Source organism: Planctomycetota bacterium (assembly GCA_038746835.1).
Lineage (GTDB): Bacteria > Planctomycetota > Phycisphaerae > Tepidisphaerales > Tepidisphaeraceae > JBCDKH01.
This window is the reverse complement of sequence record JBCDKH010000101.1, coordinates 1-12,585: the sequence shown is the minus strand read 5'-3', so window position 1 is coordinate 12,585 and position 12,585 is coordinate 1. Positions and strand designations below refer to the sequence as shown.

The window sequence follows — 12,585 nt, the reverse complement described above, 5'->3', positions numbered from 1 at the left end:
GGTACGACCAGATGCACGAGCGCCTCACGCGGGCGCAGGACATCGTCATCGAGCTGCAGAACGGTCTCAGGCCCGACAAGGATCCCGACAACTGCAAGCGGCTCGAAAGCCTCTACGGCTGGTGCTACCTCCGGCTCGTCGAGGGCAACGTCGGCCGAGACCCGGACAAGATCGAGGAAGCGCTGGGCGTGCTCCGCTACCAGCGCGAGACCTGGCAGATGATCGCCGCCGCAAGGGCCAATGAAGCCGCGACGCTAGCCGCTGCCGACGAGCAGCGTGGCGGCTTACGTCTGGCGGGATGAGTCGTCAGCTGAGGTAGAGCATCATGCTCATGAGCAGGCCGACGCTGCCGCAGACGATGCCGGCGATGGCCATTCCGCGTCCGCCTTGGCCGTTTTCGTTCGTCTGACGCACAGCCACCGCACCAAACACCACCGCCAGGAGCGGCACGACCACCGTACAGAACGCCGGCAGGCCGACGATGCCCAGGACGAGGCTCGCCGTTGCCATGCCGTTGGACGAGCCGGCGGCTTCGAGCGTGGTGCCCTCCATGGTGAACGGCATGCCACAGTTCCGGCAGTTGTTGGCCGTCACAGGGCTCGACGCGGTGCAGCGCGGGCAGCGGATGTACTGGTGCCCGTCGTCGCCGCGCTCGATGAGCGGCGCGTGATCGCCGGCGGCGGCGTAGGCGTGGACGGGGTGCGGGTCTTGCTTGATGACCTTGCCGGTCATCGGGTCGATCAGCCGGCCCGAGCGGTCCAGGATCGGGATGATGATCGTGTTGCTGCAGGTCGGGCATTGGCCCTCCTGGCCCGCGACGGCCGTGTTCGCCTCGAGGCGGCTGGAGCAATATTGACAGTTGAAGCCGTAACGGCGGACAGGTCCCCTGACCTTGAGCGTTGAACCTGGCTGCCAAGCACCAGATGCCGCCTCAAGCCGCTGCTGCGTCGGAGCGACGGCGGCCACGTGCTCGGGTTCGTCGACGACGACGCCTTCGAGCAACTCGTCCTCTGGAGCCGTGACCACATCCCGGCATTTCGGGCAGAGCACGGCCCGGCCGCCGCTGCCGGGAGGCGTGCGGAGCGTGGCGTCGCAGGATGGACACGAGAACTCGGCCATGCCGACTTCAGTCTACACGGTTGCGACCACCACCACCGCCAGGTCGGCGTGCAGGTTCGGCTCATCATCGACCGTCCGGCCGGTGTGCGTGTCGAGGTAGATGCCCCGCTGGACGACGAGGCCGAGCTTGTCGCACAGGTCGTGGAAGTCGGCGATCGTCGGAAAGCGGCGGTTGGGCGAGTCGTACCACTCGAACGCATAAGGCCCGTCCGCCTTGGGGCTGCGGCCCTCGTCGGCGAGCATGCGTCGCAGCGGCGCGTGGGCGAAGTTCGGGAAGCTGACGATCGCACGCCTGCCGACGCGGAGCATCTCCCGCATGACGCCCAGCGTGTTTTCGACGTTCTGCAGCGCCTGGCTCAGCACGACGACGTCGAACTGTCCGTCGCGGAAGAACTCCCGTGGCGTGTTCAAGTCGGCGTCCATGACGTCGAGCCCGCGGGCTGTTGCGGCGAGGACGTTGTCGGTGGCGACGTCGATGCCGGCGATCGTCGGCTGGCCTTGCTCACGCAGTCGCAGCAATAGCGAGCCGTCGCCGCAGCCGAGGTCGAGGACCGAGTCGCCCGGGTCGATGAGCGAGAGGATCGCGTCGTGGTCAGGCCGCGGCGTTGCGTCGGAAGCAGGCGTCGACTCGGGCGACGGCCGGCAGATGCTTCGGATGAAGCCGCCGTACTGGTCGACCTCGGCCGGCAATAGGAACGCGTCGTGGCCGCCGTTGCTGGTGATTTCGACGTAGCTCACGTGTCGCCCGGCCCGACTGAGACCGCCGACGATCTGGCGACTCTGCTCCGGCGGGAAGAGCCAGTCGCTACTGAAGCTGGCCACGGCGAAGCGTGTCCGCTCGTGTGTCTCGTTGGCGAGTCGTCCGGCCAACTCGTCGATGCTGCGGCCGAGGTCGAACCGGTCCATCGCCCGGGTGAGGGCGACGTAGCTGTTGGCGTCGAAGCGTTCGACGAATTTGTCGCCCTGGTGGGCGAGGTAGCTTCCGACGCCGAAGTTGGCTTCAAAGGAGCGTGCGAAATCGCCGTCGAGATCGCGTGGCTTGTCGCGCTCCGGGTCGAACTTGGCGGTCATGCCGTCGCGCGACAGGTAGGTGATGTGGGCGAGCATGCGTGCCAGCGCCAGGCCGACGCGTGGCTCGTCGGCGTGGTCGTGGTAGTCGCCGTCATGGAAGGCCGGGTCGCGCAGGATGGCGTTTCGGCCGACGATGTCGAAGGCGAGCGCCTGGCTGGAGAGGCACGGACTGGTCGCGAGCAGAACGCACGCATCGACGCACTCGCCGGAGTCGAGCGCCCACTGCAGTGCCTGCTGCCCACCCATCGACCCGCCAATGACGGCCGCGAGGCGATCGATGCCGAGGTGGTCGACGAGGCGTCGCTGGACAGCGACGGCGTCGCGCTGCGTGATCGCCGGAAAGCTCGCCGCCCAAGGCCGATCCGTCGCCGGGTTCACATCTCCAGGCCCGGTCGTCCCGCTGCACCCGCCGAGCGTGTTGCTGCAGATGACGAAAAGCTCGTCGGTGTCGAGGTGCTTCCCCGGCCCGACGACGAGGTCCCACCAGCCCGGCTTGTCGTCGCTGCCGTGCCGGGCGACGTGGGAGTCGCCCGTGAGCGCGTGGCAGATCAGGACGGCGTTGGTCCGCCCGTCACCGAACTGTCGAAGCGTGCCCCAGGTCTCGTACGCGATGGTCACCCCCGGCAACACGCCGCCGAGTTCGAGCGATAGCGGCACGTTGGTCCGGTGCGTCTTCACATGCTCGCCAGTGCCGCAGGCCGCCACGGTCAAAGGTAGGAGCAGCGTCAATCGATCAGCCGACGTGTGATCTCGCTGTACGCATCGATCCGACGATCTCGCAGGAAGGGCCAGTGGGTGCGGCTGAAGGCGACGCGGGAGAGGTCGCAGTCGACCACCAGCGCGCCCGGCTCATTGACTGACGCCTCGGCGGCGACCTGGCCGTCGGGGCGGCAGAGGAAGCTTTGGCCCCAGAACTCGATACCGGCTTCGGAGTAGGGCCGGCCGTCGGGGTCGAGCACGTGTTCGTGGCCGATGCGGTTCGGGGCGGCGACGAAGCAGCCGTTGGCGATGGCGTGGCTGCGCATCATCGTCAGCCACGCCTCGTGCTGGGCCTGGCCGAACTCGGCCTTCTCTGCTGGGTGCCAGCCGATGGCGGTCGGGTAGAAGAGGATCTCGGCCCCGCTCATCGCTGTGAGTCTCGCGGCCTCCGGGAACCACTGATCCCAGCAGATGAGGACGCCGATGGTCGCGTAGCGGGTTTTGAAGCTGCGGAAGCCAAGGTCGCCGGTCGTGAAGTAGAACTTCTCGTAGTAGTGCGGGTCGTCGGGGATGTGCATCTTCCGATACGACCCGAGCAGCGAGCCGTCGGCGTCGATGACGACGGCGGTGTTGTGGTAGAGGCCTGCCGTTCGCTTCTCGAAGAGGCTGCCGACGACGACGATCTCGCGCTCCTTCGCCACGGCCTGCAAACGCTCGGTGGTCGGGCCGGGAATCGGCTCGGCGAGGTCGAAGAAGCGGTGGTCTTCGCCCTGGCAGAAGTACTTGCTCGCGAACAACTCCTGCGTGCAGACGACCTTCGCCCCGGCGTCGGCCGCGTCGTGGATCAGCTTGATCTGAGCGTCGACATTCGCGCCGATGTCGTCACCGCACGCCATCTGCGTCAGGCCGATCTTGAGCGCTTCTGCCACGCCACGACGTTAGAGGGCGATAGCGTCTTGCGTGGACGCGGCGGCGGACTACCGGGAGCGACTCGAAGCGTGGATCGCCATGCACAAGGTGAGCCTGCGGGACGTCGCGCCGACGTCGATCGAGATCGCCGGTGCAATGGCGGGGCGGGGCCGCGACGGCTGGTGGGTGAACCAGTGCGTCGGCCTCGGCATCGATCGGCCCGTGACAGGCGACGACCTGCAGAAGCTCCTGCAGTTCTACTCGGAGGAACCGGCGTCACCAGAGATCGTCGTCTGCGACGCGGCCCACGAGTCGACGGCGCGGGAAGTCGCTCGAGTCGGCCTGGCCGTGCACAGCGTCGAGATCAACATGTCAGCCGACTTGCACGCGGACTGGCCGGCGGTCGTGTCCGACGTTCGCGAGGTCGACCTGTCGGACCCTGATGCGCTGGACGAGTCGATCACGGTGATGGAGCAGGGCTTCAACTCCGACGATGGACACGTCGTTTCGGACATCGAGCGCGAGGAGTGGCGACACGCGCGGACGCGTCGGGGCAACCAGGTCTTCGCGGCCTACGTCGACGATGAGATGGCGGGCATCGGGTGCCTCCTGATTCCAGCGCAGGTTCCGGGCAAGCCGTGGCCGGCGATGCTGTTCGGCGGCGGCGTTCGGCCAGGGTTTCGTCGGCGTGGATTGCATCGCGATCTATTCCTCGCGCGACTTCACGCGGCCAAGGCGGCGGGCTGTGACTTTGCGGTGACGGAGGGCGACGGCGACGGGCCGACGGTGCGGAACGCGCGTCGTCTGGGCATGACGCACTTCTGCACGAACGTCCACTTCAAACCGCCAGCGGATGACGCGACAGCAGGTCGCGAAGCCGCCGCGACGCCTGCCCGCGATGGCTGATGGCGGCCTTGTCTTCGGGCGAGAGCTCGGCCGTCGTCTTGCGGAGCGACGGCACGAAAAAGAGTGGGTCGTAGCCGAAGCCGTTGCTGCCGCGTGGTTCGCGAAGGATAGTTCCTCGAACGTCGCCCTCGGCCGTCATCAGGATGCGACCCGTCGCGTCGGCGAGTGCCAAGACGCAGACGAATCGAGCACCGCGGCGGTCGTCGGGTACGTTGGCCAGGCGACGCAGGAGCAGGGCGTTGTTCGCCTCGTCGCCGGAGCCGGCGTTGTGCATGTTGGCGAACCGGGCGGAGTGGACGCCGGGCTTGCCGCCGAGGGCATCGACGGCGAGACCCGAGTCGTCCGCCAAGACCGGACAGGCGAGATGTCGCGCGTAGCCGACGGCCTTGAGGCAGGCGTTGTCGCGGAACGTCCGGCCCGTCTCGTCGGGCTCGAAGCCGTCGTCGGGCAGGTCTGCCAGCGAACGACAGCGGCCGTCGAAGAGCGCAGCGAGTTCCTTCGCTTTACCGACGTTGCGTGTTGCGATCAGGAGGTCGCCCGACATGACAACGAGGCTACAGGCCCGGCGGGCGTGTGAGAAGGTTGTCGACCTTGGCCTCGGGCACCGCTTCCAGTGGTTTCACTTCTGTCGGCTGGCGACGATTCAGCGTACTGGGGACGTTCACCAGCAGCGGATCCGGGCCTTGGACAAACCCGTCGAGCGAGTAGTCGAAGCTCTTAATCGTCTCCAGCAGTGTCGGGTCGGCGACGTCGAGTCTGACCTCGATCGATACGTCGTTCTTCCCCTGCTCGCGACGCTTCGCACGAATGGCGTCGGCGAGCCGGCCGGTGCCGAGGACCAGGTCCGGCGGGGCGAGCATGTTGGCGAAGTTGTCGGAGATGTCCTTCGACGACTTCTGCTCACGAACGGCCTCGCGCGGCCAGGCACCGATGGTGACGTAGCTGAAGTTGCCCTTGTGCAGGTAGTAGGCCTCGAAGCCCTGGCGACGCGCGTCGAGGACCGAGTCGACGGCCGCCTGCTTCTGCGTGTAGGTGGCGATGCCGACAGTCCAAAACGCGTCGCTGTTGCGAAGGTCGTATTCGGCCGGGGCGACGGGATCGGGCGTTTCAAGCGGCCGGACGATGGCGCGGGGGAACGCTTTCTGTGGGCCTTCGATGGAGGAGACGAACGTCATCTGCTCGATGAGCCGTCGGTCTGCGAACACGCGGTTGGCCTCACGTTCGTCGACGGCCGGGTCGTCGGTGCGGTAGAAGCCGTGGTAGAGCACGCTGCGGCTGTCACCGTGGACGACGTAGAAGTTGCCGTCGGCCCCTTCGGCTTTTGCGGCTTTGTTCGCGAACGCCTTGGCCTGCTGAGCGTCGGCAGCGTGGTTGGGTCCGGTGAAGTCGCGGCAGAAGATCGTCAGCGTCGCGTCGCCTTGGGCTTGGGGCGTCAGGGAGACGGGTTCGTTGGCTTCTGCAACCGAAGCTGGTTCACCGGACGTCGACGGCGTCGCGTCGAAGTCGACCACGGGCTCTGGCGGGGGGGCTTCGGACGACGAGCATCCTGCAGCGAAGAGAGCCAGACCGAGACAGCACAGGACGCGCGACATCGGGACAGTTTATCGCAAGAGACCGACAGTCGCACGACGGTGGCGTCTGTGCTCCGACAGATCGGAAGCCGTGGGTTGAGCGAAGCGATGCCCCGGAGCGAAGCCAACGTGTGCTTGTTCCGGGGCATCGCTTCGCTCAGCCCACGGCTTCGTTATCTGCGGTGTTGGAATTGAGTGTCGATCAGTCCAGGATGAAGACCGCAGCACTGATGACGCTGGTCCAGAGCGGACCGGGGGCACCGGGTTCGACGACGACCCAGCTTTCGGTCTTGATGATCTCGCCACTCATGGCGTACTGCTGTTCCCGTTCGTCCCACGCCTTATCGGGGTCGAAGGGCACGCCGAGCGTCGTCGCGAGCATGGTCGCGGCGAGGTCCTCGACGAGGTCTTCGGTCTTCTCTTTGGTCATGCCGAAGCCGTGGTGCTCGGCGATGTAGCCGTGCTCATGGTCGCGCGGCAGGGCCAGGCCGATGCCGGCGCAGGCAAGGCGGTTCTCCTCGGCCGTCGAGCTCTCGGCGAGGACGACGAATGTGATCTGCCCAGCTCGCAGCTTCGGCAGGCCCTCTTCCTTCGAGATGATCTCGCAGCTGGTCGGATAGATGCTGCTGACCTTGACCAGGTTCTGCTTCTGGATGCCGGCGTCGCGTAGGGCGAGTTCGAAGCTCATGAGCTTCTCGCGGTGCACGCCGACGCCCTGGGTGAAGAAAACCTGTTTCGGGACGTAGTGCGAGGGCGTGTCGAACATCGTGGCGGCGATTCCTGTGGGCCGGCACGATAGCACCAGGGTTGGTGGGAACTACAACGTCTCGCGGTAGTCCGGCGGCAGGAGCAGCACCGGCACCTTGGTGTTCCGAAGCAGCTCCACGGGCACGTTGCCCGCGACGATCCGCTGGAAGACTCCCTTGTTCGTCAGGCCGAGCAGAATGAGGCTTGCGTTGCGTTCTTCAGCAGTTGCGAGGATCGCCTGGGCCACGTCGTCGCTGAACATCAGCAGCGTCTGAACGCTCACGCCCTTGGCACGAATCTTGTCGCCCAGCGTCCGAACGGCCTGCTCGCCTCGGTCGCTCTGGCTGGACCCGTTGGACGTGCCGCTGGGCCTTGTGACGTGGACGACCAGCACTTCAGCGTCGAGCCGGCTCGCCAGATCCGCAACAGGCACGACGGCCCGCTCGCTGGCTTGAGGACTGCTGACCGCTACGAGAATCCGGCTCATGGCTCTACCGACAAGACGTCGCCAGGCCTTGATCAACCCGGCGTGAACGCAAGGCTACGCATCCTTCTTGAGATGAACGAGGCGGTCGTGAATCGCGTCGATCGGTGCACGCTCGTAGACAAAGTCGTCGAGCTTCACCGAGCCCTCGCTGCCGTCGACGCTGTAGCCGATGTGACTGATGCCCTTGCGCTCCCACTGGCGATCGTCGATTTCCTTGACGTCACTCATCGCAACCGGCGGGTGTCCCGGGGCGTGGAGGACGTCGTTCTCGTCCAGCCGGACGACGCCTCGGCTGATGTAGAGCCAGCGGACCAGCAGCACCAGCCCGATCGGCGGGAGCGTGAAGCCGAGAACTTTCTGCAGAAGGATACTGAGGTCGCTGTGGTCCTTCAGACCTTGCTCGACCACCTGTTCGTCAATAGCCGCGGCATCGGCGTCGCGGGCTGCGTCGCGAAGTTGCTGAGCCTCGGTCGTCAAGCGTCGGTACTCGTCGCGCTCGGTCGGGTACCCGACGAAGCCGTCGTACATAAACCAGCCACCCATGCCGAGGATGGCGAGGAAGATGACGTATCGGACGTTGCGGAAGTAGCTGCCGCCCTTGGCCTCGTGCGGTCCTGGTGGCGGGACGGGGGCGTCCTCGACCGGCGGGGCGTCAGTCGCGTCGCGAACCTCCGGCGGGAGCGGAGCCTCGGCCGCCGTCTCTGAGGACGGGTCGACCGGGTCGTTGTCGTTCATCGAAGGCGAGTCGGGGGCAGACATGGATGGAGAGTCAGGGCTGGGCGTCCGATTGGGCGACTTGAGCGGTGGTGGCGAGGCGTTCGGCGGCTTCGGCGGCCTCCCGCACCCTAGAGCCGACCTCGGCCGATCGTGCTGCAGCCGACTGACGACGTAGCACTGACGCCAAGGACGACGCCTTGTCGACCAGCGACTGCAACATCGCCGCGTCCGCCCGCGCATCGGCCGAATCGTCACGACGCTTCACGTCGGCATGGTAAAGCACCAGTTTCGCGGCGTCATTCGGACCCGTCGTGAGGCTACCGTCCGATCAATGCGTGACGTGCCGCCTGTCATCGCCCTGGTGGGCCTGGACGCCTTCGGGGAGGAGGAGGCGCTGGACGAAGCCCTCGCGGCAGCAGGCGCGGAGCCCGCGGTCACGTCGCTCGACGGCCCCGTCGCCACGCCCAGCGATGTCTTCGACGAGCTCCGCAGTGTCAGCATGTTCGGCGGCCGACGCGTGGTCGTCCTTCGCGAGGCCGACGCGTTCGTCACGAAGCACCGCGAAACGCTCGAGGGCTACCTCGCTTCGCCCGCGACGGAATCGACGCTGATCCTGCGGCTGCAGACCCTGCCCAAGAACACGAAGGTCTACAAGCTCGTCGCCAAGGTCGGCCAGGTGACCGCGGCCAAGGCGATGAAGCCGCACGAGGCCGCCCGGTGGCTCGGCCAGCGTGCGAAGGACGTCCATGGCCTGCGACTCGCCGCCGATGCCGCGCGATTGCTCGTCGACACCGTCGGCGTGGACAGGGCCGGGCTCGACAACGAATTGGCCAAGCTCGCCCTGCAGTGTGACGGCAGCATCGGCGTCGACGACGTCGCGGGCGGCGTCGCGTTCCGTCGCGAGCAGCAGATGTGGACCATGACCGACGCCATCACCCGCGGCGATGCCGGCCGGGCGGTGACGGTGTGGCGTCAGCTGCTGGCGACCGATCCGTCGAGCGAGTTCAGGGCCGTGGCTTGGCTGGCGGGTTGGCTCGACAAGGCGCACCTCGCCGAGTCGCTCCAACGGCAGGGGCGTGGTCCGGGCGAAATCAAGCGAGCGCTCAAGATGCCGCCGTACGCGGATGTCGATGGCGTCCTGCGATCGGCGTCGGCCGTGGGCAAGTCGCGGCTCTCCAAGGCGACCGACGCGTTGGCCGAACTGGACTACCGCGTTAAGACCGGCGCTTCCGACGCCGCCCGTGGCTGCGAGTCGTTTATCGCGCGGTTGGCGTCGGCAGCGCGGTGACGTCCCATCCGTCATTCCGAGCGCAGCCGAGGCACCTCGCCCGGCTCGGCTCAGAGTGCAAGACGAGGTCCCTCGACTCCCTGCGCTCGCTCGGGATGACGGAAGGGTGCGATTTCCGTCTATCGCGATCCGCGCCTCGCGGCGAGGCGGATGCGCTTCTTCGCAGGGCGCCGCGAGTCCTGAGCGACCGAGAACGTCCGATCGGGCTTTTGCTTGCGGACCCAGGACAGAAACCCCTTCAGTCGTGGCGACTGGCGGAGGGCTCCGACGCTGTCGAAGCCGTCGTCGAGTTCTTTGTTGCTGAAGCTGGCGTGAATCTGCTTGTGGCAGGTCTTGCACGTCGGCACACGCACGTCGGCTCCACCGCCGCGGCTCTTGGGCTTGAGGTGGTGCAGCGTGATGAGCCGACCGGGGACCTCGCGCTGGCACACGGCGCACTCGACAGACTCGTGCGGTTGGTAACGAGGCACACCGAGGTTATGACGCGACACAACTCAATCGATTTCAGATCGATGTTCGCAAGTTCGCTCACCGCTAACCAAGACCATCGGGGTCGTGACGTGTCGAAAGAGACATGCATCCACCCGGAATCACGGTTCCGCTGCGACCAGGTCCCGATAGTCCTGAAGTGCGATCTTCCAATCGCGCATCGAACGTCCGAGCGCGGCTTCGACTTTTGAGGTGTCGAGGACGCTGAACGCCGGGCGCGTCGCGGAGTCGGGTCGCATCGCCGCCCAGTCGGCGGCGGTGACGGGGTCGAGGCTCTTGGGCGTGACCTTGAACTGCTGCAGGATCTCGCGCGTGAAGTCGAACCACGTCGTCCGCCCGCCGCCGGTGACGTGGAACAGGCCACGGTGGCCACCGGCGAGGAGGTCGAGTGCCGTCTCGGCGAGGTCGATCGTGAGCGTCGGGCTGCCGTGCTGGTCGCTGACGACGCGGAGTGGCTTGCCAGCTTTGGCGGCGTCGACCATGACCTTGGGGAAAGGCCGACCTGCCCACGGGCCGTAGAGCCACGCTGTGCGGAGCAGCAACCAATCGTCGCCGCCACTGTCGAAGAGCGCCTTGTCACCAGCCAGCTTGCTCCGGCCGTACGCGCTGACTGGGGCGGGCTCGTCGGTCTCGCCGTAGGGCGTGTCAGCTTGGCCATCGAAGACGAAGTCGGTGCCGAAGTGGACGAACGTCGCACCGTGCTCTCGACACACGGCCGCCATGCGTCCGACAGCCGCGCCGTTGAGCTGGGTAGCGATTTCCTCCTCGACCTCGGCCTTGTCGACGGCGGTGTAGGCGGAGCAGTTGATGACCAGCTTCGGCCGGACGCGATCGAACGTGGCCGCGACGTCGTTGTCCGAGGTGACATCGCACTCATCGCGATCGACGAAGTGGATGTCGGTGACCTTGCGACGCGACAGCGATCGACGCATCGCAGCGGCGAGCATGCCGTGGCTGCCGACGAGCAGGACGGGCGTGTTGATCGACGGCATCGTGGACATGGGAAAGGTCGCGAGACTTGAGCCTCATCGGTCATCGGCGGCCAGTGCGTCAGCGATCAGGCGGTATTCATCCTCAAGATGCCCCGCGAGTTTCCCGTCGCGAAGGGCATCCTGGACAAGCGGCTCGGACCGATCGAACAGTAACTGGACCTCGCGCACGAGGGCCTCGGCCTCAGCGGCTGCCGGGTCGAAGGTCTGTGCCTCGCTCGTCGACTCCACTGACTCGGTGCGTTCGAGCTGACGGGCCTGCTGCAGCTTGACCGTCGCGGCACCGAGCAGCGCGTCCAGCAACGTTGCGTCAAGCCGAAGCGCCGCGTCGAACGCCTCGGCGACTTCAGCAAGCGGACGGCCCTGGGCGGCGAGGATGCGGGCCCGTGTGTCGTGGTAGGCGGCGATGTCGGGTCGCTGCTCGACGGCGACGTCGGACCATGCCATCGCCTCGGCGATGCGCGGGCTCGTTGCCGAAGACGTGCCGATCGGTTCGCTGCGGAGGAGCAGAAATGCCAACTCGTTCGCGGCCGCTGCGTCGCGCGGTGCGTTGGCGAGCACGCGCCGCCATGCGCGCTCAGCTTCGGCCTGATCGTCGAGGTAGCGACTGACCTGCGCGTAGGCCGTCCAGGCCGAAACGGTCAGGTCGGCAGCACGTGCCGAATCGCCGACAGCCAGCGGACCTTCGAGCAGGCGTGTCAGCCGAAGCCGTGCGACGCGGAGCAGCGACGGATCGTCGGACCGCACGCCGAGTCGCCCCAAGGCCGAAGCGACCATCAGGCGTTCGGCATCAGTGTCGAGGCCGGGCGGCAGCTGTTCGACGTGGTAGTCGAGCATGCGGAGCCAGTCGGCAGCGTCGTCGGCAGACGGCAGCACATCGGCGGCGAGTCGTGCAAATTGTCGACGCCAGCCTTGGCCACCTTCGTCTTGGCGAGTCAGGTGCGGCTGGATGATCTGGCGAGCGATCGACTCCCGCCCCTGAGCGGCGGTGGCCTCTGCGGCGAGGTAGAGCAGGTGGCCATACGGGCCGGGATTGTCCATCGCCATCGGCAAGCGCGGCTCAAGCAGGGCGGCGGCTTCGTCGTACCGGCCGCGGAGCACAAGAGAGTCCGCGACGGCCGTCTCGGCGTAGGCGGCGCTTGGGTCGTCGGGAGGCAGCAGCGTGAGCCAGCGGCGGGCGTAACGGAATGCGTCGGTCGCATCGTTCTCCCGGCGAGCGCGGCTGTACGCGAGACGCTGATACTCCGCAGAGGCATCCACAGCCTCGGCAGCGCGGCGGAGAATGCGCGACGCCTGATCCGGGAGGTTCGCCTGGTCGTAGGCGGCAGCGGCGTAGCGCTGGAGCGGTGCGTGATGCGGCAGTCGGCGCGAGGCCGCGTCGAGAACGCCGAGTTCGTCCGCGGTGGCCGGGTGTTCGCGGAGGCGGCGGACGGTCGCCGCCAGGTCGTCGGCGGTCACGACGTCGCCGCGAAGCAGTCCCTGCTGCTGGAGCTTGTCGGCCAGGAGCAGCACGGCTTCGCCCTCGCTGTCGGACGAGTGCGCCTCCAGAGACGCAGCGATGGCCGACAGCAGCCGAAGCCGATCGTCACCTCC

General features: G+C 67.0%; 15 protein-coding genes. 3 read left to right on the top strand and 12 right to left on the bottom strand.

Going from position 1 to position 12,585, the window contains the following annotated elements:
* A partial coding sequence (locus tag AAGI46_10825) for a flagellar export chaperone FliS (GenBank protein ID MEM1012697.1) occupies window positions 1-302 on the top strand: 302 nt, incomplete at its 5' end.
* Between the two features lie 4 nt (window positions 303-306).
* Here the strand turns inward: AAGI46_10825 and AAGI46_10820 are convergent.
* Genes AAGI46_10820 through AAGI46_10810 form a run of 3 tightly spaced genes read right to left on the bottom strand, consistent with a single transcriptional unit; the run spans window position 307 to window position 3,818 of the window.
* Window positions 307-1,119, bottom strand: coding sequence for a DUF4190 domain-containing protein (locus AAGI46_10820; protein ID MEM1012696.1), 813 nt, complete (start codon window positions 1,117-1,119; stop codon window positions 307-309).
* 12 nt (window positions 1,120-1,131) lie between these two features.
* Window positions 1,132-2,895 carry a homoserine O-acetyltransferase gene (locus AAGI46_10815; GenBank protein ID MEM1012695.1) on the bottom strand — a complete coding sequence of 588 codons (1,764 nt, stop codon included), beginning with the start codon at window positions 2,893-2,895 and terminating at the stop codon, window positions 1,132-1,134.
* A 20-nt stretch (window positions 2,896-2,915) separates the two neighbouring features.
* A complete protein-coding gene (locus tag AAGI46_10810) occupies window positions 2,916-3,818 on the bottom strand; it encodes a carbon-nitrogen hydrolase (protein MEM1012694.1) in 903 nt (300 codons plus the stop codon).
* A gap of 31 nt (window positions 3,819-3,849) precedes the next feature.
* Here AAGI46_10810 and AAGI46_10805 point away from each other — a divergent pair, with 31 nt between their 5' ends.
* Entirely contained in the window at window positions 3,850-4,704 is an 855-nt protein-coding gene (locus AAGI46_10805) for a GNAT family N-acetyltransferase (protein MEM1012693.1), read from the top strand.
* On the opposite strand, the gene rdgB is transcribed toward AAGI46_10805, so the two are convergent.
* From rdgB to AAGI46_10775, 6 genes are all read right to left on the bottom strand, one after another.
* Window positions 4,637-5,248 (bottom strand): RdgB/HAM1 family non-canonical purine NTP pyrophosphatase, encoded by a 612-nt coding sequence (gene rdgB / locus AAGI46_10800; protein MEM1012692.1) that lies wholly within the window; start codon window positions 5,246-5,248, stop codon window positions 4,637-4,639. The genes AAGI46_10805 and rdgB overlap by 68 nt on opposite strands.
* A gap of 10 nt (window positions 5,249-5,258) precedes the next feature.
* Window positions 5,259-6,296, bottom strand: a complete 1,038-nt coding sequence (locus AAGI46_10795) for a hypothetical protein (GenBank protein ID MEM1012691.1) — start codon at window positions 6,294-6,296, stop codon at window positions 5,259-5,261.
* A gap of 181 nt (window positions 6,297-6,477) precedes the next feature.
* Entirely contained in the window at window positions 6,478-7,041 is a 564-nt protein-coding gene (locus AAGI46_10790; GenBank protein ID MEM1012690.1) for an arginine decarboxylase, pyruvoyl-dependent, read from the bottom strand.
* Between the two features lie 51 nt (window positions 7,042-7,092).
* Complete coding sequence (locus AAGI46_10785) at window positions 7,093-7,509, bottom strand: universal stress protein (GenBank protein MEM1012689.1); 417 nt, start codon at window positions 7,507-7,509, stop codon at window positions 7,093-7,095.
* 54 nt (window positions 7,510-7,563) lie between these two features.
* A complete protein-coding gene (locus AAGI46_10780) occupies window positions 7,564-8,268 on the bottom strand; it encodes a hypothetical protein (protein ID MEM1012688.1) in 705 nt (234 codons plus the stop codon).
* A 10-nt stretch (window positions 8,269-8,278) separates the two neighbouring features.
* Window positions 8,279-8,491, bottom strand: a complete 213-nt coding sequence (locus tag AAGI46_10775) for a hypothetical protein (protein MEM1012687.1) — start codon at window positions 8,489-8,491, stop codon at window positions 8,279-8,281.
* Between the two features lie 66 nt (window positions 8,492-8,557).
* Here AAGI46_10775 and holA point away from each other — a divergent pair, with 66 nt between their 5' ends.
* On the top strand, window positions 8,558-9,514 hold the full coding sequence (holA, locus tag AAGI46_10770) for a DNA polymerase III subunit delta (protein ID MEM1012686.1): 957 nt from the start codon (window positions 8,558-8,560) through the stop codon (window positions 9,512-9,514).
* A gap of 119 nt (window positions 9,515-9,633) precedes the next feature.
* Here the strand turns inward: holA and AAGI46_10765 are convergent, their stop codons facing one another.
* The 3 genes from AAGI46_10765 to AAGI46_10755 form a co-directional block, all read right to left on the bottom strand.
* Window positions 9,634-9,945, bottom strand: coding sequence for an HNH endonuclease (locus AAGI46_10765; GenBank protein MEM1012685.1), 312 nt, complete (start codon window positions 9,943-9,945; stop codon window positions 9,634-9,636).
* A gap of 159 nt (window positions 9,946-10,104) precedes the next feature.
* Window positions 10,105-11,004, bottom strand: coding sequence for a dTDP-4-dehydrorhamnose reductase (gene rfbD, locus AAGI46_10760; GenBank protein ID MEM1012684.1), 900 nt, complete (start codon window positions 11,002-11,004; stop codon window positions 10,105-10,107).
* 24 nt (window positions 11,005-11,028) lie between these two features.
* Window positions 11,029-12,585 (bottom strand): hypothetical protein (locus AAGI46_10755; GenBank protein MEM1012683.1); only part of this gene is annotated, 1,557 nt, incomplete at its 5' end.

Coding starts and splice junctions, on each gene's coding strand:
- rdgB (MEM1012692.1), bottom strand. CDS start 5,248: ATGTCGGGCGACCTCCTGATCGCAACACGCAACGTCGGTAAAGCGAAG.
- AAGI46_10780 (MEM1012688.1), bottom strand. CDS start 8,268: ATGTCTGCCCCCGACTCGCCTTCGATGAACGACAACGACCCGGTCGAC.
- AAGI46_10790 (MEM1012690.1), bottom strand. CDS start 7,041: ATGTTCGACACGCCCTCGCACTACGTCCCGAAACAGGTTTTCTTCACC.
- holA (MEM1012686.1), top strand. CDS start 8,558: ATGCGTGACGTGCCGCCTGTCATCGCCCTGGTGGGCCTGGACGCCTTC.
- AAGI46_10820 (MEM1012696.1), bottom strand. CDS start 1,119: ATGGCCGAGTTCTCGTGTCCATCCTGCGACGCCACGCTCCGCACGCCT.
- AAGI46_10795 (MEM1012691.1), bottom strand. CDS start 6,296: ATGTCGCGCGTCCTGTGCTGTCTCGGTCTGGCTCTCTTCGCTGCAGGA.
- AAGI46_10785 (MEM1012689.1), bottom strand. CDS start 7,509: ATGAGCCGGATTCTCGTAGCGGTCAGCAGTCCTCAAGCCAGCGAGCGG.
- rfbD (MEM1012684.1), bottom strand. CDS start 11,004: ATGTCCACGATGCCGTCGATCAACACGCCCGTCCTGCTCGTCGGCAGC.